Here is a 23060-nt window from a genome sequence, read left to right on the forward strand (position 1 = left end):
GATATTAGAAATCAATGCCGACTCCTATTCTTATTTCGCGCGGGGCCGAGTACATTGCGGGATTCTTTATATACTCTTCAATCGTGTTAAGGCCTATGATGTCGCCTGCATACTGCGTATTCAGATCAATATTCGCACGGCCTGTGCTGGCATAAACACCAAACTCATTTCTGAGATCAAGAACATTATATATCATCACATACGTTCTCAGGAATAATCCGCTGCCGATATCAAATGCCTTGTCAGCCCGCAGGTCCATATTAAAGAACGTGGGCTTAATTCCGCCGTTTTCAAAGCGAACGCCGCGTGAGATTCTCGGGTCTTCAGTATACGGGGTGCCTGAACCGTACTGGAAGATCAGTCCCGCTGTCCAGTCAGCAGGCAAACCAACATTAATCACCAGATTAGCAGTATGGCGCTGATCCCAGTCAAGCGGAACAACTGATTTTGCTTCTTCAATAGGAGGCACTGTCTGGTTTTTGTTATACACTGCATAAGGGTCAGATGAGTTCCCTTCAGCTATCTGATAGGTATAGTCCAGTTTCGCGCTGAAGAAGTTGGAGAACCGCTTGTCAAGCACTAGTACCAGGCCGCGAACGTTTGCGTAATCGCGGTTGATGAATCTGGCGTATTTAAATCCTTCATAGGTATTTACAATTTCCATACCCAGCCAGTTGCGGATATCCCGGTAGTATAAAGAAGCATTTAAGGATATATCTTCAAATAAAACCTGCTGCAGGCCTATTTCATAAATTACGTTTTTCTCTGCTTTCAGATCGGGGTTGCCGATGATCGAGTTCAGACTGTTTCCGGGCCGGACGATAAAGTCAGGATTCTGATACAGATTCTCGAATGCCGGAATCTTGAAAAAATGTCCGTATGAGAAGCGGATAATTCCCTGGTCGGTAATCGGGAACGAAGCGCCAAGACGCGGGCTTACCTGCAGATTATCCGAAGCTTCAACCCACTGGTCAGCGCCGGGGAAAGCCGTGTTGCGTGTCGGATTCTTTTTATCTGCCGGCATACGGGCGTTTGAATTAAAGTAATCCAGACGAAGACCGGCGTTGATGATCATGATATCATACTCCATCTTATCCTGTATATACGCAGATGCTTCAAAAGGATAGCGGGTATATTCGATATGGGAGCCCTGGTCAGAGATTGTACCCTTTGCAGGATAGCCCGGAGTAAAAATAACGTTTCCGAGACTGTCAGTCTGGCCGTCGGTCAGGTTTACCAGATCCATGCTCTGGTTAAAGATGTTGTTAAATCTTGCTTCAACTCCCATCCCGATTTTATGTTCTTTGCTTATCTGGGAAGAAAGAGACCACTGGCTTACAAATGTCTGTGTATATCTGTGGTATCTGCCCCCCTGATTTCCGCCGGAGCGGAATGTATAGTTGGAAAGCGATATTCCCTGGCGCGGATTTACATACCGGGGGTCAAACTTATCTTCATAAAGATATCCCTTAAAATCATAGTTGCTGAAACTGAATTTCAGACTCTGATTGGTAGAGGATGATATATCGTGAATAAACTGCAGATTCTGAATCAGATCATTGCCATAGTGGGTCATAATTCCGTCAGGCGTCCAGCTGAAGTTATGATCATAATAGCGGTTTTCTGTGTTATCCCAGAAAAGTGAGTAGGTAACAGCCAGTTTAGGAAGAGCATAGGTCAGCTTTCCGTTAAAGGAATATTTACTGCTTGGATTCATTGCCACGTATGAATTGTCGCCGGTGTTGCGTGCAACCCAAAACTGCTTATTTGATGGGTTCGGATAAAACGGAACATCATCTGTTACATTATAAACTCTTTTTCCATAGAGGTGGCCGGTATTATCAGCAAATCTTGCTGTTGTGAAAAAGTATAAATTATTTATTGGAGTTACCGGACCGCTCACGGTCAGCTGAATACTGCGCTGTGATATACGGTCTGCCCTGTCAAGATTTCTGAAGAGATCAGTGCTTCCGGTTATAAAATTGCCCAGATACGATGAAACGCTCATCCTGAATTTATTTGATCCCCCTTCAGTTACGATATTAACCACACCGGAAAGTGCCTGGCCATATTCAGCGTTAAATGTTCCCGTTATAACTTCCATCTGACGGATTGAAGTGTTCTCAACCTCCATGCTGAAGCCGCCGTTAAAAGGATCCGTCACAGCCACGCCGTCAATCAGGTAAGCAACATCATTGGAGCGGCCTCCTCTGAAGTGTCCGTCCATTACACCGGCCTGCAGATTAACAATTTGGCCTACATTTTCAACAGGCATCAGTTTAATATCATCAGATGAGATGGTAGTTGAGGTTGACGTAAGATCCTTCTGTACCATCGGACGTTCGGAGGTAATCACGACTTCCTTATCCAACATAAGCGTTGAAGAGGTTAGTTTTACATCCACAGCTGTGGTCAGGTCTATCTTGACCAGGATATTTTCAATAACCACTTTCTGATATCCGATTGCCGAGACAATCAGACGGTATTTACCCGGAGGCACGTTGCTTATGGCATAATAGCCGTCTATATCTGCCGCAGCTCCGAGATAGGTGCCTTCAAGTACGATATTGGCCCCGATTACCGGTTCGCCTGTTTTATCATCCAGCACCTTGCCTGCTATTTTTCCTGTCACACCTGCTTCCAGATCAGCCAGAAACAGTATGAGCAGCACAGCCAAGAGATGTTTATATACAGATAGAAGAAATGTAGTTTCAGCTTTCCTTATCATTATCCTGTCCAAAATTAACCATTAAATAAATGGATGCAGGGACGCACAATCCTTCGTCCCTGCATACCGGAGGTAAATGCTACTTAATGAGCATTAATTTATTAGTTTTTGTAAATGAGCCGCTTTCCAGCTTGTAGAGGTATATACCGCTTGCAAGTCCGGATGCGTTAAACTGCACGGAGTAAACTCCTGCATTCTGTTCCTGGTCAACCAGAGTTGCAACTTCGCGTCCGAGCATGTCATATACGCGCAGTGTTACCAGACCGGCTTTCTGAATTGAGTATTTTATCGTTGTAGCCGGATTGAACGGATTCGGATAGTTCTGCGCGAGTGCATAGCTGTCCGCGGTCAGTTCATCTTCAACTCCGACCGGCTCCCACAGGCTGCCAATCCAGGTGTGCGTCCATCTTGATACGTCAGCATAAGAACGGTCTTCGTTGAACGGTGAGTAGGTAAGAATACCTTCTCTTGTTCCGGTTGCATCTGCATCATTCAGAGCCATATCGAACGGAATTCTGTAACCTTCAACCGGGACGAAGGTAATATCATTGCCCTGAAGAGCAAGCTGTGCAAAACTGATTCTTGCTTCAACAATGTAGCCTGAAGGGAATTTCTCACCGAAATAGTAATCAGTTCCCAGCCCGATCAGACTGTCAGTTCCTGCGGAACCGTCAATAAGGATTCTGTTGTAAGCAAATCTGAAATGATAATCAGGTTCTGCGCCTCTGCGATAGGTGGTATGAGGCATACCGCGCCAGTTATAAAGGCCGATATATAAGTCAGCTGCGTCATTCAGATATGAATCACCGTTGTTGTTCTGAACAACAATATCATCATTCACGTCAAACGCAACATAGAGATACTGGTTATCCATTGCAACATATGCATCAGCTGAAGCATCAGCATCGCCGCCGATAGTGGTATTGGTTACCACAAATCCTGTTCCGTCTGAAGGATACATTCTGAACTTGGTAAGTGACTGCCATTCCTGCAGATTACCGTCTGCTGCAAATGCTGCAGTAGGAGCGTTAAGGGAGATGGTTGGTTTTCCTTTTGCGGTATTGGTTACGGCAGATGAGTTATTGCTTACCGGGCTTTTATTGCCTGCAAGGTCTTTGCACATTACTGCATAATAATAGGTAACTGACTGATCTGTTACCGGTGCAATCAGAAGATGTTCAATAAGCTGAGCATTTTCCTGAACGCCAAGTTTTACCACTTCAACACCAGGAGCGGTAACATCGGTAATAGGATTCTTTGAATAATATACATCATATATTTCGCCTGTTTCACCGGGAACATCCTGCCAGGTGATTACGTTCTGGAAAGAGCCGCCGAAAGCTGCGACACCTGTCGGAGCAAGCGGAGGAATCACATCAAACGAAGGATTGCCTGTCCACCAGTCAGTCATCCAGATAACTGTTCCGGCTACTGCTGATGCTTCAGCCATTATCTGCGCTACGTTAACATTTGAAGAATCAAAAGAGGTAGTGTTATCCTGGAATACCAGATCACGCAGTGCAAACTTGTATGAGTGCCACTGATCATCACCGGTCGGAGTGAAGACTAATCCCTTCTTTCCGCCGCCGCCTTCAAACTGAATTCTGAGAGCACCTGTTCCGGGAGGGCATTTTAATTTAAACTTTACACTGTCCACCTGCCATGCGCCTGAAAGATCGAAAGTAGGTGATACGTTAAGACCCCATCCGGTCCATCCGTTGCCCCATTCATTACCCTGTGTCCATTTAATTGCGTTGCTGTTAGGTGTCGGGCCTGCACCAGTGACAACTTCCATTCCGGACTGTCCCCAGGTGAATGCAGTAAGGTTGCCCATAAACTGCACACCATTAAAAATGATTGCAGGTTTTGGCTTGTTGCCTGAACGGCTGAATCCGTCAAACAACACGCCAACTGAGTCTGCAGGAAGATTAACTCCAGGGGTGAATCCGGATGTTACTGCCGCAAGGTTAAATCCAACGATTTTATCGGCATCAAAAGTCTGGTTGTTCCAGTTATTGGTCGGACCTCCGCCCCATCCTGACGGGAAGATTACAAAACCGGAGTCTGATGGATTAAGGCTTCCGTCTGTTCCGAGAATTCTGAGAGGAACTTTCAGATTAATCCAGTCTGTCGTAGCATCAATAACCACGGCATTTTCATACACGTAGTTCTCCAGCGGAGCAGCTGCATTAGGACGGTCAAGCAGGTGAACACGAAGCACCATGTTTGCGGGTATTGAAGGTGCCTCAGTCACTTTAATCCAGAGAGAAAGAGTATCGGACTGGGTCCAGTCCCAGCTTTCGCCAACGGGAAGCAGCTTTTCAATAAGAGCAAAACTTCCCCAGGGATGATGCGCGCCGATGACAAATTTTATCTGCGCGGATGCTGTTCCCTGTCTGAAATCAGTCGTGTTGACGGTATAGTCAAGACGGCTTATTCCGCCTTCTGAGTAGAAAGCGTAGGTAGTATCAGCAAAGATATCAGTATCGAAGGTTTCAATAATCTGCGGAAATGCAGTTACTGAAAATCCGATCAGCATCAGTGCCGTAAGTACGAGTTTTTTCATGTGATCCTCAGATCTTTAGTTGTTAGTGATGTTTATTAAATTACTGTTCTGTGTAGTATATATGGCTGCTATGACCAGATACTCCACAGACCCGCAATAAGAATCAGAATAAACGCTGACAATACCACATTGGTATTGACCCGGTGAAGCTTAAATGCTTCCGAAAAACTAAATCGAATTTCAGCAATACTCTCGGTAAAGGAGTTCCTGATTTCAGCAGCAAAGTGGTTTGTCTCGCGGTTTGTCTGATAATTTAATACCAGAATCATTGCCACACTCAGCCCGAACAGGAATACCGAGAAGTGAAGGAAATTAACCGTCAGAACCCATTGCAGAAACGGATAAAGCACGACATTATTTTTATCCAGTATCTCAAGCACCAGCCGGCTGATGCCTATTGCTTCCGTTGCTATCAGAGTAATAATTGCAGTCCGGCCGTTCATCTTTTTTGAAAAGAGTCCGAACAGCACAACCGCGGTAATGGGCGGACTGATAAAGGACTGAGTGCTCTGCAGAAACAGATATAACTGCGAACTAATCAGTTTTACAAACGGCACCAGGAGTATCGCGATTATTACCGCAGCAGTGGTTGAAAGCCTGCCGACCAAAACTAATTTCCGTTCGTTTGCTGAAGGATACTTAAGGCGGTAATAATCATTGGTAAAAAGAACAGCAATGCTGTTAAACGCGCTTGAAAGTGATGACATAATGGCGGCGAGAAGTCCGGCAATCACGATTCCCTTTAGTCCGAACGGCAGTATCGAGCCGTTAATTAATGCTGAATATGCTGTATCTCCCCGCTGATCAGGGAAAAGAACTGCTGCATAAAGACCGGGGAAAACAAGAATAAATATGGGGAGTATCTTAAACGAGGCGGCGAGCAGTGAACCTTTTCTTGCGTCATCAGCTGATTTCGCGCTGAAGGTTTTCTGCACGATATACTGATCAGCGCACCAGTACCAGAATGCAATTATCGGTGCGCCAAACACAATGCCGGTCCAGGGATAATCTTTATCAGAAACCGGTTTAAACATCGTAAAAAAATCAGCCGGCAGTTTTGTATATAATTCACTGAATCCCCCCACGGCAAAATATCCGGCAACGGACAAAATCACCGCACCGGTAATAAGCATGATGCCCTGAAAAGTCTGGGTCCTTACAACCGCAACAGAGCCTCCTATCACACTGTAAAGCCCGGTGATGAGAACAATAAGAATTGATGATGCATAAAAACTGAGCCCGAAGGTGCTGTAAAACAAAAGTCCTGCGGCAAATAGCGAAACAAGAATTTTTGTGAGGAAATAATTCGCGATTGAGAACACCGCAAAAATCTTACGGATTTTAACTCCAAGACTCCGCTCAAGGAATTCAGGTACGGTTGCCGCGCCTGACCGGTACATAACCGGAGCGAGAAACCATCCGAAAAAGATCAATATAAAAATAGCCATCAGTTCAAACTGACCCACCGCAAGCCCGCTCACTGAGCCGGCTCCGGCTAATCCGATAAAATGCTCGCTGGATATATTCGCGGCAAAAACGGAAATACCGATGGCAAACCAGCCAAGCGTTCTGCCGGCCAGAAAGTAATCCGCAAACTTTTCATCATTCTTCCTCGAGGAATAAAACCCGATAGTGAGAACCACTATCAGATACACCACAATAAAGAATGCATCCAGAAAAGAAAACGTATCAGGCATTTGATTTTGACTTCATACTCTGCTGAGTGAGCAGAAATCATGCCATAATTAATAATTACCCCCGCTTTATTTAAACCCCTTTTAATGCGATCAGCCCAAGAACTTCTTTAATAATGTTATTAAAATAATAACCCTGCATTTATTATTTTGATAAGCCATCCCGATGCTATTTAAGCCCCAGTTCTTTCATCATACGGTGATAGTTGGGGGGAGCAAGTCCGAGTTTCTTTGCCGCGTCAGAATCGGACTGTGAGTGCTCTCTTACAAATCTGAAATATTTTTCTCTGAAAGCGCTTTCCACCTCCTTAAGCGGAAGTATGTTCTCCGGATCAAACAGCCCTTTCAACTCGCCTCCCATACTCTGATCACCGGGGAGCGCAATTCCCAGCGCTTTTTGCACAAGCGCCGGTGTGATTGAGTTTTCGGCTGAAAACAGCATACGCTGAACTACATTTTTTAATTCCCGTACGTTGCCCGGCCAGTCATAGGCAATGAGTGACTTCATCGCCTCGGGTGTAATATCCGGTTTCTCGCGCCCCATATCAGCACTCAGATTAAATAAAAAATGCTCGATGATTTCCGGTATATCATCCGACCGCTTTTTAAGATCCGGCACCTGAACCGGCAGCACGTTCAGCCGGTAATATAAATCTTCCCTGAACCGCCGCTCTTTTACTTCCTGCTCAATGTTACGATTGGTTGCCGCTATTACCCGAACATCAACTTTCATTGTTCCGGTTCTGCCGATTTTTTCTATCTCCCCTTCCTGAATCACACGAAGCAATTTCACCTGCGCAAAAAGCGGCAGTTCGGTTATTTCATCAAGAAAGATGGTGCCCTTGTCAGCTATCTCAAAAAGTCCCGCCTTTTTCTTATCCGCGCCGGTGAAAGCGCCTTTTTCGTAACCAAAGAGCTCACTCTCAACAAGTTGTTCAGGCAGGCTTCCGCAGTTAACCACAATAAAATTTTCATACTTCCGGTCGCTGCGGTAATGGATATTGTGTGCCACAAGCTCCTTTCCGGTTCCGGATGCACCCTTAATCAGTATGTTAATATTGCTTTTGGCAAGGCGGTCTATATCATTTTTCAATTCAGTCATGAGCGGAGAACTCCCGATGATTTTTTTCTGCAGAAGTATGTCGCTCACCCCCCGTTTAATCTTTTGAATAGAGCGGAGCCGCTCCCTTTCTAAACGGGATTTTTCAAACGCATTGAAGATACTTAGTACAAAATCAGTCGGCTGATAAATAAATTCTTCAATATCTCCCGGGTATTTGGTACAGTACCAGAATGCTCCCGCTTTAATCAGCCGGTTGGCAAAGTGGTAATCTGTCAGATTAATGGTCATCTTGGTTATAACGATAATCTGAATGGAACTGTCTATCTCCCTGATTTTATATATCAGCTCCTCACCCATAATACCGCCTGAAATCTGATAATCCATGATAACCAGATCAATTTCTGACTTATTCTGCTCCAGATATTCCAGAGCAGCTTTACCGTTCGAAACATATTTGGCAATCCTGATTTTTTCAGCAAAGGGAATTATCGTATTGGTCACACGCCTTACGTCAAACTCCTCATCCTCAATCAGCAGTATGTTGATATTCACATCCTGAAAGATCATTCTTTCTCCGTCAATGTTTTATGGTGATAATGAAACGGCATCCCCCCTCACGTCGGTTTTCAGCATCAATCTCCCATCCGCACCGTTTTGTCATTTCATATGCAATATAACACCCGTAACCGGCATTCATGAATCCTTCCGGTTTAGTGGTGCTGTTTTCGGTGAATAACATCTTTATTCCCGACTCATCCCGCTCCAGAAGCGGTTCTGCTATGCCGCGGCCGTTGTCTTCAATTAAGAGCCGTGAAATGTTTTTCTCCTTATCGAATCTGGTGATTACGCTGATAAGCAGGTCGCTCTGTCCGCTGTGGTCTATGCTGTTCTGTATCAGCGGCTCCAGGATTTCCCAGATTACAAACTCGTTGATATATACCGGAGGCATTGTCTCATCAAGGTCGCAGACAATGTTGTTCGCGTACGATACCGTTGAGACCCTTTCAAAAATGTTCTTCTTCAGAAACATGATAACCTCATTCAGATTGGTGCGGAACATCATGTTCCGTATTGTCTGCACCGGAGGGTCATACCACTTCATATCATAAATCACGCGGGAAATAAAGTTCGAGTATTTTGTCACACGGTATTTTACCTCGTCAATATTATCCACGGCAAGAATCCGCAGATCTTCCTTGATAAAGCCCATGATTTTTTCCGCTTTGTGGTGCGTGTGATATATCCGCTTGGTAAAGACCAGTTCCTTCTCGTAATTAATCTGCTTTTTCAGATTCCGTTCATTTTCATCAAAAAGCATCTTCTGGGTTTCATCCCGTTCCTTCACGGTATAGGAGGAGATAAAATACATCGCGAGCAGACCCAGGGTAATCAGCGAGAGGTAAATCACCGATGTTTCATCATAATTGCTGATAACCTCATTGCTGATACTGCTGAAATCAGGCGAAATCAGCATATATATTGCTCCCAGATACTCCCCCTTTATCACAAAAGGCACAAAAATATGGAAGTTTTGCCTGTCTTCAATCACCGTCTGTATGCGTTCGGTGGACTTCAGCCCCTTTTCCAGAGAAGCATACTGCCCAAGAATCTCCGGAGCATAAGCATCCGAACGGAGCGGCACATCTTTCCTGCTGAGAACCCCGTAGAGTGTCTTCCCCTCATTGATGCATAGCACCGAGTCCTTATACTCAATCAGCAGATAAAGCTTCTCTATATTATGGGTAAGCTGCTGCTGGCTGAATATGATGTCGAATGACTGTATCACCCTCCTCTCATCTTCCCCGTTCTCCGATGTGCGGGGATTGATGGACTCAATGGCAAGTTCGATTGCGGTCGCGGTAAGGTTGGCTATCTCTTCCGCTGATTCTTTCTGGTACCACTCCTGCGTGGTATTCAGAAAGCTTTTGATGGAGGATTTATTAATAAAGGATACAAGAAGCTGAAAACTGAAAAGCACAATAAACAGCACCGTTACGTGCCTGAACTCAAAATGATACTGTTTTAATTTTTCTAATACACTTTTTTTCATTTCGGCCGTCAGTTCTGCTCTATCTGCCTGAGTATGGTTCCGGTAACCGTTGCCGCGTCGGTGTTTTTTTCGATGGCTTTGCTGATATTTGACGAGAGAATATCCGATATGCCGGTATATTCTTCAAACATCGGACGGTATTTTCCCTTCTCAAAAAGTTTTTTGTAAAACTGAAGTTCAGGATACTTTCCGGTGAATTCTTTATCTGCATAAGGTGATTTCACCGCGGGGAGCAGATATCCCTCTTCAAACAGCAGCTTCTGATGTTCTTCTTTCAGTATATATGTTATAAACTTAACCACTTCCGGAACATTGTTTGAGAAACGGGAGATCATAAGATTCCATCCGCCGAAAACCGAAACCGGTTTCGTTCCGGCAATGTGCGGCACGGGAGCCGGGAGTATTTTTCCGCGCAATTCTTCTCTGAATGCAAGATTCGTTTTGCTCATAAAGCCCGGCCATCCTCTCACGGCAAAACCATCGTTCTCAAAAAACTTTTGATAACTTTCATTTTCTTTAAGCCGCGTAACCTCCGCGGGGGATATGCCAGAGCCGTACACCAGCTGCTGTAAAAAGCTGATTGAGCTTTCAACCAGTCCGGCATCACGGAAAATCTTGTCGTCAGTTTTCATGCCGTTAGGGACTTTTGCGGCAGCCACTTCAAAAAATGAACAGATCAGTCCTTCGTAAGCATCCGCCTGAAAGTAATAAAATGGTTTACCATTCCTTCCCGGAAGTTTTTGTACGTTTCTTTTCAGTTCCGCGAAACGATCCCAGGTGATTGATTCCGCCAGTTCAGCTCTGAATTTTTCCTGCTGCGGAATCTGCCTGAGCAGATCATTCCGGTAAAACATAACGGCTATATCCGCATAGAGAGGTAGAGCAACAAGGGAGTCCTGATAACGGCAGGTTTCAAGGGTAAAAGGCAGAAGGGTGTTAATTACGGAAGTATCTATCAACCTGTCCAGCGGCAGAGCCCACCGCGAAAATCTCGGCACCCAGATGATATCAACGCTGAAGAGGTCTATCCTGCTGCTCTTGCTCCGCAGATATCTGGCAAGCAGTTCCTTCCGTTCGTTGGTGCTGAACTTTTCGAACGGAAGATTAATAGTTTCAACCCGGATTCTTCCTTTATACTCATTATTAAACCGGTTGATAATTTTCTGATGAGCAGGTGATATATTATCAGCATAGTATATCACTTTCTCCCGGTTTATCTGCTGATCATCGTACGAGACCGGAGAAAAGATGAAGACAATCAGCACAAAAAGAGTTACGAGCACCGTGCTGGCAACGATGTAAAAAATCTTTTCGAGATTCATTTCCATTTTTTGCAATAGTTACGGCAAATATAGAGTGTATTTCTCCGCCGGAAAAGAGTTTTTCTTTTCACATCCGGTTTCAGGCGTCTCTTTCCGCCTAACCCTGACCCGCTCCCGCCTCCGGACTGATCATGATAACACCGCGTCTTCATTTCCGGAGCCTTCATATTTTCTTCTTTTTCTTTACGCGGATATCGGTAAATTTGGAGCCGGTTATCATTTTAATAACCGGAATTTATCAATTTGATAAATAAATGCCTGCTAAACCGTACATAATACCGCTTATTCCCCTTATTAGCGGCTGGTAAATTTCAGGTACAATTATTGCCGTGTGAAAGTATTTATCATAAAACTTATATTTAACCGGAGTTACTTAAATGGCTGGTATCATTACCGACTCAAAACCAATCTCCCAAAGTAACGGGAATAATAAGAACTATCTGCCCGAATTGTCAGTCCTTACCTCACTCTTCTTTATGTGGGGATTCCTGACCAGTCTTAACGATATTCTTATCCCCCATCTTCAGAACGTCTTTTCGCTGAGCTACTTTGAATCCATGCTCGTGCAGTTTACCTTTTTTCTCGCTTACTTCCTCATCTCCCTCCCGTCAGGATGGATTGTTGAAAAGGTAGGATATAAAAGAGGCATTATCATCGGTCTGGTAACAGCCGGTATAGGAACACTTATTTTTTATCCTGCAGCCGGCATGAGATCGTACCCGGTTTTCCTTACTGCATTTTTTATTCTTGCATCGGGTATCACCCTTCTTCAGGTTGCGGCAAATCCCTATGTAACAATTCTTGGCAAGCAGGAAACAGCTTCCTCACGGCTGAACCTTACACAGGCATTTAACTCGCTCGGCACCACCATTGCTCCTTACTTTGGTTCCTTGCTTATCCTCTCAACCGCGGTTAAGACAGCAGATGAAATGGCCAAGATGTCAGCCGCTGACCTTGAAGCATACAAAATAGCTGAAGCAGCAGCAGTGCAGCAGCCTTACCTCTGGCTTGCAGCAGTTCTCCTGCTGATTGCGGCAATATTTGCTTTCATTAAACTTCCGCAGGTTGAAGCCGGTTCAATGGATGAAGAAAATGACGGCTCGGCAAAGTATGACCATAAACACGAAAGTGCCTGGCAGTACCGCCATCTCATTCTCGGAGCAATTGGTATCTTTGTATATGTGGGCGCGGAAGTAGCCATCGGCAGTTTTCTTGTTAAGTATTTTGTTTTCCTTGACGGCACTCTCAGCGAACTGGATGCCGGCAAGATGGTTTCCTTCTACTGGGGCGGTGCAATGGTCGGACGCTTCATCGGTTCAGGTATTCAAAGGATGATTAAACCCGGCACCGTGCTCGGTTTTAATGCTATTGCTGCTGCTGTGCTGGTTGTTGTTTCAATGTTCACCGACGGGCAGATTGCAATCTGGTCAATGCTGCTTGTGGGCCTGTTTAACTCCATAATGTTTCCGACTATCTTCTCCCTTGCTATTCACGGACTCGGAAAACACACCGGACAGGCATCAGGTATCCTTTGTATGGCTATCGTAGGAGGAGCAATTGTTCCTGTGCTGCAGGGACTTATCGCTGACTCCATCGGCATTCATCAGGCATTCTTCCTGCCGGTTATCTGCTACATGTTTATCGTTTATTACGGTTTCTCAGGAAGCAAACCTTCGTTTGTGAAATAAATGACCAGTATCCGGAATATTTTTCCGTATATAATACTCTTATTTTTGCTTATCTGCCGGACCGGACTGGCCCAGTCCGGCAGCTTTTATTCTGTCAGCGGTAAAGATATAATCACGCCCTACGGCAAACCGGTTGTGCTTAAAGGGATTAACCTCGGCCACTGGATGGTACCTGAAGGATATATGTTCCGCTTTGAAAAAATCAGCTCCCCCCGGCTTATTTACGATTTCTTTAACATACTGCTGGGTGAATCAGAAGCGCAAAAGTTCTGGAGCAAATTCCGTGAGTTATATATTACCCGTGAGGATATAGCCCTGATACAAAAGGCCGGCTTTAATTCAGTCCGGATTCCTTTTCACTATAAACTTTTTGTAAATGATCAGGGAGAAATGACCGGTCCCGGTTACGCATTGATGGATAGTGCTGTTTCCTGGTGCCGGGAGTATAATCTCGGGGTGGTGCTTGATATGCACTGCGCTCCGGGAGGACAAACAGGTGATAATATAGATGACAGCTACGGCTATCCCTTCCTTTTTGAAAGCCCCGAAATGCAGGAACTCACCATTAGAGTGTGGAGAGAACTTGCATCGCGATATGCTAAAGAATCCATCGTTATTGGTTATGACCTGCTGAACGAACCAATTGCCCATTTTTTTGACAAGGATAAACTGAATCCGCTTCTTGAGCCGTTATTCAAAAGAATCACTGCCGCAATTCGGGAAGTTGATGAGAACCATATCGTCTTCATCGGAGGAGCACAATGGAACAGCAATTTCTCCGTCTTCGGCCCTCCGTTTGACAGTAAATCGGTATATACTTTCCATAAATACTGGACGGCAGCAGGCAAAGAGGTTATCCAGGATTATCTTGATTACAGAGACAAATACAATGTGCCTCTATACCTCGGTGAGTCAGGCGAGAACACAAATGAATGGATAACTGAATTCAGAAAAACGCTCGAATCAGAGTCGGTAAGCTGGTGTTTCTGGCCTTATAAAAAACTTGAAAGCGAGCGGGGAGTAGTAACCATAAAGGTGCCGGGTAATTACGATCAGATCAAAAAGTTCGCTGATGGTTTTGATGTGTCTTTTGCTTATATACGGGATAACAAGCCAGCGCAGGAAATCATTAACCGAGTGCTTGATGAGTATCTTGAAAATCTTGCTGTGAAAAATCTGATAATCAATCATGAATACCTGAAAGCTCTGGGGCTTGCTATTGATAATAAAAATTAGTTCTATGCTCCCTTCCGTCATCCGCATTATTTTTCTCCTGTTTTTGATTATTTCATGTAATGCCGCCGCGCAAAAAGCTCCGCTTACAATTGCAGAAATCGGAAAACTGAAAATTACCGATTCTGAGTTCCGCATCCGCTATGAGCTTTCCCCTTTTATCAGTCAGAAATCAGGCACCAACGCTGAGCAGAGAAAATCCGACTTCCTTTTTTCACTGATAACGGAAAAGCTCTGGTATCTTGAAGCGCTCAGCAGCGGCATAAGCGAATCTCAGTTATTCCGTTTTTATTATCAGCCGGTAGAAGATATACACCTGCGTGACGCACTTTTCAAAAAAGAAATTTCAGACAAGGTAAAACTCAGCGCGGATGATGTTACCAAGGCCCTGATGTTTGCCGGAACAGAAGTGAAAACCGACGTTATTTCCGGGAACGACTCCGCGGCAATATTCTACCTTTATCATGAGCTTTCCGGCACAACACCCGAAAAGCATGACTCCGTTCTCGTAACCTTCAGCAGCAGCGGATTGTCCCTCAATCAGTTCACCGTAGTTTTAGGATCAATGAAGGATGCCGAGGTTGAGGAATATATTTTTACTCTGAAGCAGGGAGAATGTTCTTACCCTGTCAAAAGCGAACTTGGGTGGACAATGTTTCTGGTACGGGAAAAGTCTTCTAAGCCGGTTGACATAAGCAATCAGTCTGAAGTGAACAGGATCAAGGAAATCATCCGGAACAGGAAAACCCTGCTGAAAACCGGTGAGTATTTCAGCAAACTGCTCTCGGATGTGCGGATTGATATTAATGAACAGAACTTCCGGTATATAGCGGAAGCAATGTATAATAAAATTAAAATTCGTTATCCTGAGGGGATTGATACTGCAGAAGGAAAAATCATCCTCAGCGATTCTGATTTCCGGGAACTGCTTTCTGAGATTCCTGAACAGGAAATACGCCGTCAGCTTTTTACCGCCGGCCTTAATGCAGTAACCATATTGGATTTCCTTTCTCATACCGCATTTAACGAGCTCACTTTTTCTTCATCAGGTAAGGCATACGTTTACCAGCGGCTAAGCAACGCTGTTAAGACTTTTGTGCAAAGCTGTATCCTTACTGATGAAGCACGCCGGCAGGGACTTCTGCAGACAGAGAGCGTCCAGCGCGATCTTGCGCTCTGGAAAGAAAGCATGCTTGCCCATTTCCTCAAACTCAGCAGCCTTGACTCCGCCCGTGCAAGCGATGATGAGGTAAAGCAGTACTACGATACAGATATATATAATGACCGTGAGCAGACCTATCTTAATGTGCAAATTCTTACCCTTGCTCAGCTGAGTGAAGTTGAAGAAGCTCTGCGCCGTATTACTGAAGGAACTTCTTTCGACCAGGTCACCCGCTCTTATGGATTTACTGATCCTCTTGCAGACTCAGCAGGAATGACCGGACTAAAACCCGCGGCTGTTCTGGGCAGCATTGGCACTATAGCCGCCGGGCTTGAACTCAATGAACTTTACGGCCCAGTGAGAAGAGAAAACGGAAGCTATTCACTTCTGATGGTTAAAGAGAAGCAGCGGTCATCAGATGCGCCTGTTGTTGATTTTGAAAAAGACAAAGAACAGCTCCGCAGATATCTGGCACAAAAGAAGATTACCGGTTTCATCTCTGAGAAAACCGCTGAGCTGTTTAAGAAGTATGGCGTAAGAGTAAACGAACAGCTTCTTTCTTCGGTTAAAACCAGTGATATATATATGTTCACCCACCGGCTTATGGGCTTTGGAGGAAGAATCTCCGCCGTTCCCCTTCTTGACAACTGGGCAGACTGGATTAACATTCAGCAGCTAAAAAAGGAACTGCTGCCCTAGAGGTTTTTTAGCTGTCCTCAGAATATGTTGCGGGAGTATTAAAACCAGAATCATCAACCGGAAATTATTCTTACTGACGTTCATATCCTTCCTTTCCTTTTCTGGCAGAAGATCACTTGCCGGTTACAAATTTTAACAAAATACATTTCAGATTTCAACCATTGCGAAATTCCGGATACTGCTTATTAAAACCATCCTAAGTTATACCGTAGAGTTTTAGTGAAGCCTGCTGGTGTGGAATATTTGCCTGCTTGGCTCTGCAGAACTCAGAAAAGCCCCCTCTTTTTCGATCTGACTTATATTCATGTAAAACCATCTAACCCAAGAAATATACATGAACACGAACATCGTTTAAAAAGAGAGGGGGTTTGGGATAATTCAAAAAGCCCCCTCTTTTTCGGTAAGATTCAAAATCAAGAAATACTTTCTTGTTGAAAGGGCACAACTAACCACTATACTAAGTTTTAAGAAAGAGAGGGGGTTTGGGGGTGAGTCAAAAAAGCCCACATTTTTCGATTAGAATTACTTTCATGTAAAACTATCTTGCCCAAGAAATAATAATGAACACGAACTTCGTTTTAAGAAAGAGGGGGGGTTGGGGGTGAGTTAAAAATCTCCTATATCTTCGATGTACAAAAGCCCCCTCTTTTTCGGTAAGATTCAAAACCAAGAAATACTTTCTTGTTGAAAAGGCACAGCTAACCACTATACTTCGTTTTAAGAAAGAGAGGGGGTTTGGGGGTGAGTCAAAAAAACCCACACTTCTTCGATTAGAATTATATTCATCTAAAACCATCTTTCTCAAAAAATAATAATGAACACGAACATCGTTTTAAGAAAGAGAGGAGGTTTGGGGGTGAGTCAAAAAAGCCCCCTCTTTTTCGGTAAGATTCAAAACCAAGAAATACTTTCTTGTTGAAAAGGCACAACTAACCACTATACTAAGTTTTAAGAAAGAGAGGGGGTTGGGGGTGAGTCAAAAAAACCCACACTTCTTCGATTAGAATTATATTCATCTAAAACCATCTTACTTAAAAAAATAATAATGAACACGATACATCGTTTAAGGAAGAGAGGAGGATTGGGGGTTAGCCCTGCCAAAACTTCTACTCTCTCTCCACACCGCCCAAAACCCAAATTCCACTCACTTCACAATGCAAAAGCTCCCCATTATCAATTTAATAACCCCCGGTTATTATTATCATAACCCTGCCTGAATTCTCATCTTCATAAACCCCTTAATCCATCTTATTTAACAGCTTTTCAGAGGTTTTTTACTGGTACGTTTATTGCATACTTGCCTGTACGCGAGGGCGAAATTATTCTCCCTCCAATAAAAGGAATTAATGATAAAGACTTTGCTTCAATTTACCGCGTTCCTCCTGCTTTCATCATTTGTTTTTGCCCAAAACGTTCAGGTTGGGGCGGGCAGTTATGGTACGGTACTTCCATCCGGAACCGTCGGTCCGCAATATGCATCAGGAGCCACTGCCGTTCCAAAAGTATCAGCGGCTTTCAGTAAGCCGGCACAGACCTGCGACTATTGGACCAGTCTTATTTTTCCTTTTTACGGCGACCAGCATTCAAACAACATCTTTGCCCACCCTCTGTATTTCCGCGCAAAGGGCAACGGACTTCAGGTTGGTCATACTCTTAACCATGTTTTTGCCGCGCAGGATTACCTCTATCCTTTTTCCCAGCAGATGACTGTCGGGATAACCGGACTCAATGTTACAAAAACCCTCACTGATGATTACGGTGACTGGACGGTAACAGCACTCTGGGATGACGGCACACGCCGAATGAAAGCAACTTTAGGACATGGACTTCCGTTTGTGTTCTTCACCATCTCAGGCGGAAACGCTTCCATTACTCTTATAGCCAATCCCAATATCTGGTTTAATCAGAATGGCGTTCTTGGTATTTCAGTTGAAGGGCGTCATTATGGAATCTTCGCCCCCGACAGTTCAGTGTGGACAGGAACAACCCTTCTTCAGTCTTCACTCAACAACAAAGATTATCTCTCCATAGCGCTTCTCCCTGACAATACTCCTGCAACACTCGAATTCTTCCGCAAGCGGGCTTATGCATTCGTTACCGGAAGTGAAGTTTCATGGGTATATAATCAGCAGACATCAAAACTTATTACCACGTTTACCTATACAACAGAACTGAAAGAGAACCGGAACGGAAATCTTAACCAGACTCTTTCAGCTCTGTACCGCCATCAGTATATAAACTCTTCCGTGCCGCTCACAGCATACGAATACACCACTGTCGCCGGAAAGATGAAACTGTTTGACGGCAGCCAGTTTGAAACCTCCCACGCTTATGAGGGAGTACTCCCGGGTATGCCCGATGCGGGTATATATAACCGGGCAGATCTGCTGGCAATGCTGAACTCTCACACGTCCGAAACACTCCCGGCAAGCGGTGACAATTCCGGAACCTATTGGAACGGCAAGCTGATGGCCCGCATGGCACATCTTGTTGGCATTGCCGATCAGCTCGGAGCAGCAGCACAAAGAGATTATTTCCTTACCCAGATCAAGACTCGCCTTGAAGAATGGTTCACCGCGGGCGGACCCCAGAGTTATGTATATAACGCTCCCTGGCGCACCCTTACCGGCTATCCTTCAGAATACGGTGCTGATAATCAGATTAACGACCATAACTTCCACTCCGGATACGCAATCATGGCAGCTGCAATAGTTGCGCAGTATGATCCCGTCTGGGCTTCTCAGGAAAACTGGGGAGGCATGGTTAACCTGCTTATCAAAGACGGCAATAACTGGGACCGCAATGATACCCGCTTCCCTTTCCTCCGGGCTTTTGACGCTTATGCGGGACACTCCTGGGCATCAGGCCACGGTGATTTTGGCGACGGCAACAACGAAGAATCAAGTTCCGAAGCCATGAACTTTGCAACCGCGGTTATCCTCTGGGGCTCACTTACCCAGCAGGACAGCATCCGCGATCTTGGTATATATCTGCACGCAACTCAGCGCAGCGCTATTGAACAATACTGGCTTGATGTTGATAATGTTGTTTTTCCGGCGGCCTATACTTATAAAGGTCTCGGCATGATCTGGGGAGCAAAAGGAGTCCACTCCACCTGGTTTGGCGCAAACCCTGATTTCATTCACGGCATTAACATGCTCCCCTATAACGGCGGATCACTCTATCTGGGACGCAATCCTGAATACGTGCAGTCGCTGCATACTGAAATAATCACCGAACTTAACGGCGCTGACCCCACATGGAAAGATATCATCTGGAAATATCAGGCGTTTGTTGATCCCTCAGCAGCGCTTTCCTCTTTCTTTGCCGACAGTGGATATATACCCGAAGCCGGCGGCACCAAAGCCCACACTTACCACTGGCTTGGCAATATGAAGAAGATGGGCAAGCAGGATCTGACCGTGACCGCGGATATTGCCACCTATGCGGTTTTTAAGGACAACGCGGGATATAAAACGTATATCGCGTTTAATCCCGGTTCAGATTCCATAACGGTGAATTTTTCAGATAACTTTAGCATGCGAGTTGGTCCCCGCAGGATGAGGCATATCAGCACATCACCAGTTAACCCCGATGCACCCATTGTACTTCTTACAACAGACAGAACCACCGGCAAAGTGCCGCTTCGTGTTTCATTTTCCGGCAGCAGAAGTTATGACCGCAATAACTCACCCCTTACGTTCCTCTGGAACTTCGGAACCGGTGCTGTTTCTTCCGCCCCCGACACTATATATACTTTTACTGCTCCGGGGGAATATACGGTCCTCTTAAACGTGAGCAATCCGGCCGGACTTACCACCATGGACAGCGTAAAAATCCGTGTTCTTGGCAACGGTACTCCTTACACCGGAACTGCGGTTAACCTCCCCGGAATTATTCAGGCAGAAAATTATGATAACGGCGGCGAGGGAGTTGCTTACCATGATGTTAACTCAAACAATATCGGTCTTGCCTACCGCCCGAATGAAGGCGTTGATATTGAACCCTCCGGTACACAGGGATATGATGTCTATTGGATGGTTGACGGTGAATGGCTTGAGTACACCGTGAATGCAACACGCGACACCGTCTATGATATTACTGCAAACGTAGCAACCGTTCCCGGATTTGGTTACTTCCGTCTTTTTGTAAATAATGAGGATGTAAGCGGCAAGAAGTTTGTAACCGGTACCGGCGGCTGGCAGAACTGGCGCCCGATTACCGTGGCAGGTGTTCCCATGCAGGCAGGCACCAATATCATCAGATTTGAAGTATATACCGATGTGATTTCTGAAAAACCAAACTGGCTCTTCAGTCTGAACTGGTTTGATGTTACCTATTCAGCAGTAACCGGAAACCGGGAATATGCATCCCTTCCGGCGGAATTTGAACTCAATCAGAATTATCCGAATCCGTTTAATCCGGCAACAACTATTTCCTATACCTTATCCCATGATTCCCGTGTAACGCTGAGCGTATATACCATCCTGGGTGAAGAAGCCGTTCAGGTGGTTAATGAAACCCTGAGCGCGGGAAGTCATGTGGCACGGTTTGATGCATCCGGACTGCCAAGCGGCGTCTATTTCTATAAACTGACAGCTGATCCGCTTAACGGCTCTCCGTCATATCATGCTGTCAGAAAAATGACGGTTCTTAAATAGCATTACAAAAGCGGGATGCGGGTAATCTGCCAAAAAACAGATCATCTGTATCTGAAATAATTAACCTAAACAAACATAATCTTCTGGAGAAACAATGAAGACCAATCGTGTACCTTTTCTCTTTGCTGCTTTCATAGCAGTTGTTCTGTTTGCCGGATCAGTTTTCGCGCAGGCACCAACCCTGCCGCTGGATTTTGAATCGGGAACAGTAAATTACACATTCACTAATTTTGACGGCGGTGTTGCTACCGTTATCAATAACCCGCAGATCGGCGGCATTAATACCAGTGCAAAAGTTGCACAGATGGTAAAAGGTGCCGGACAGCCATGGGCAGGCGCATACCTGACCTTAGCAGCACCGATTGATTTTTCCACCAATAAATTCTTTAAGGTAAAAGTATTTATGCCAAGAACAGGCGCAAAACTTCTCCTTAAAGTTGAAAACGAAACCAATCCTGCCATTAACTTCGAAAGAGAACTAACCGGAACTGTGGCAAACGGATGGGAAGAACTCACTTTTGATTATACCGCAATTAATGCAGCAAACCAGTATTCAAAAGTTGTTTTTATCTTTGACCTCGGCACCGTAGGAAACGGATCACCTGATTTCACCTATCTTTTTGATGATATCCGTTTAACCACAGGCACCCCTCCTCCGCCTGATACCACACAGATGAACCTTCCTGTTACCTTTGATGTACCATGGATTAACTATGGACTGGTTGGTTTTGAAGGCGCTGAAAACTCAACCATCGTTGATGACCCGACTATGGCCGGAAACAAAGTTGCAAAAGCAGTAAAATCAGCTACCGCTCAGCCCTGGGCAGGCACAACCGTTACCGCTGTTACCGGCGGAGTTCAGACCGGTTTCAAAACAAAAGTTCCTTTCACCGAACAGGAAAAAAGGATGAACGTCCGCGTATGGTCACCTCACGCCGGCATTCAGGTTCGTCTGAAAGTTGAAGATCATCTGAACAATACCATCACCTGCGAAACCGAAGCTACCGTTACCATTGCAAATCAGTGGCAGACACTGGTATTCGATTTCGGCAACCCAGCATCAGGTACCGCACCGCTCAATCTTGCAAACAATTATAATAAAGCTTCCATCTTCTTTAACTTCGGTGTTAACGGAGCAACCGCCGGTGAAAGAACCTATTACTTTGATGATATGGCATTCGGACTGCCGGTTATTCCGGTTGAACTGACCTCATTCACCGCCTCTGTTTCAGGTAACGTTGTTAACCTTAACTGGGCAACCGCAACTGAGACCAACAACAAAGGTTTTGAAGTTCAGAGAAAATCAACTGCTGGTGAATTTAAAACCGTTGCATTCGTTAACGGAAACGGAACCACCGTTGAAACCAGAAGCTACAGCTATTCTGATATCATCAGTGAAGGCACCTACAGTTACCGCCTGAAGCAGGTTGATTTTGACGGATCCTATGCATATTCACAGACCGTTGAAGTAAGCGCGGCTCCTTCAGAATTCAGCTTAGAGCAGAACTATCCTAATCCGTTTAACCCTTCAACCATGATATCTTTCTCGCTTCCATTCGAAAGCAAAGTAAGTCTGATGGTATATAACACCCTCGGTGAAGTGGTCAGCGAATTAGTAAACGGAACATTCAGTGCCGGTTACAATCAGGTCAGCTTTAATGCTTCCTCGCTTACCTCAGGAATCTACTTCTACTCCATCACAGCAAGCGCTGTTGACGGAAGCCAGACCTTCCAGTCCATGAAGAAAATGATTCTCACCAAGTAAGAAGGTATTTGCCTCCTCCGAATCGTTAGTGATTCAGCAAAAAGCCGTCCTCTGAGCATGGGACGGCTTTTTTGCTTTTAAATATATACCCCATTTGGCCCTGTAGAGACGATGCACCTGTCCCGATGCAATCGGGATGCATCGTCTCAACGGGTTTTGGTACATATTATAAGATAACCACACACAGTATTATCGGGATACATCGTCTTGTATGGTTAATGTGCCCTGTTCTTCCCTGAGACGACGCAAATGCAATAATCCGCTGACCCTGAAACCCCGCGTCGCATTTGCATCGTCTCTACAAAAACCACATATATATTCCCCAAACCCCAAATGCCGAAGACATGATATTATTATATATCCGACAAAACACATCCTTCATTTTCAACCGGGGTTATTCGATCCTGCAGGTAAATACGCACCCCTTTG

At 45.0% G+C, this 23060-nt stretch carries 11 protein-coding genes and 1 pseudogene; 5 read left to right on the forward strand and 7 right to left on the reverse strand.

Annotation, left to right across the window (positions count from 1 at the left end):
• Positions 1-4 precede the first annotated feature (4 nt).
• The 7 genes and pseudogenes from HRU80_00885 to HRU80_00915 form a co-directional block, all read right to left on the reverse strand.
• Positions 5-2728, reverse strand: a complete 2724-nt coding sequence (locus HRU80_00885) for a TonB-dependent receptor (protein ID QOJ27493.1) — start codon at positions 2726-2728, stop codon at positions 5-7.
• 79 nt (positions 2729-2807) lie between these two features.
• Complete coding sequence (locus HRU80_00890) at positions 2808-3230, reverse strand: T9SS type A sorting domain-containing protein (GenBank protein ID QOJ30418.1); 423 nt, start codon at positions 3228-3230, stop codon at positions 2808-2810.
• Positions 3129-5294: pseudogene (locus HRU80_00895) on the reverse strand (hypothetical protein). Before HRU80_00895 ends, HRU80_00890 begins: the two are co-directional and overlap by 102 nt.
• Positions 5295-5362: 68 nt before the next feature.
• A complete protein-coding gene (locus HRU80_00900; protein QOJ27494.1) occupies positions 5363-6991 on the reverse strand; it encodes a sodium/solute symporter in 1629 nt (542 codons plus the stop codon).
• Between the two features lie 166 nt (positions 6992-7157).
• A complete protein-coding gene (locus HRU80_00905; protein ID QOJ27495.1) occupies positions 7158-8618 on the reverse strand; it encodes a sigma-54-dependent Fis family transcriptional regulator in 1461 nt (486 codons plus the stop codon).
• 10 nt (positions 8619-8628) lie between these two features.
• A complete protein-coding gene (locus tag HRU80_00910; protein ID QOJ27496.1) occupies positions 8629-10101 on the reverse strand; it encodes an ATP-binding protein in 1473 nt (490 codons plus the stop codon).
• Positions 10102-10109: 8 nt separating this feature from the next.
• Positions 10110-11423: an extracellular solute-binding protein gene (locus HRU80_00915; GenBank protein ID QOJ27497.1), complete on the reverse strand. Its 1314-nt coding sequence runs from the start codon at positions 11421-11423 to the stop codon at positions 10110-10112.
• 377 nt (positions 11424-11800) lie between these two features.
• Between HRU80_00915 and fucP the strand changes: the two genes are divergently transcribed.
• The 5 genes from fucP to HRU80_00940 all read left to right on the forward strand — a co-directional run bounded on the left by fucP (position 11801) and on the right by HRU80_00940 (position 22631).
• A complete protein-coding gene (fucP, locus tag HRU80_00920; protein QOJ27498.1) occupies positions 11801-13111 on the forward strand; it encodes an L-fucose:H+ symporter permease in 1311 nt (436 codons plus the stop codon).
• On the forward strand, positions 13112-14347 hold the full coding sequence (locus tag HRU80_00925; GenBank protein ID QOJ27499.1) for a cellulase family glycosylhydrolase: 1236 nt from the start codon (positions 13112-13114) through the stop codon (positions 14345-14347).
• Entirely contained in the window at positions 14331-16205 is a 1875-nt protein-coding gene (locus HRU80_00930; protein ID QOJ27500.1) for a hypothetical protein, read from the forward strand. Before HRU80_00925 ends, HRU80_00930 begins: the two co-directional genes overlap by 17 nt.
• Before the next feature lie 1346 nt (positions 16206-17551).
• Entirely contained in the window at positions 17552-20866 is a 3315-nt protein-coding gene (locus HRU80_00935) for a PKD domain-containing protein (protein QOJ27501.1), read from the forward strand.
• Positions 20867-20960: 94 nt separating this feature from the next.
• Positions 20961-22631 (forward strand): T9SS type A sorting domain-containing protein, encoded by a 1671-nt coding sequence (locus tag HRU80_00940; GenBank protein QOJ27502.1) that lies wholly within the window; start codon positions 20961-20963, stop codon positions 22629-22631.
• Positions 22632-23060: the final 429 nt, after the last annotated feature.

This window comes from Ignavibacteriales bacterium, assembly GCA_015709675.1.
Taxonomy (GTDB): domain Bacteria; phylum Bacteroidota; class Ignavibacteria; order Ignavibacteriales; family Ignavibacteriaceae; genus H2-BAC3.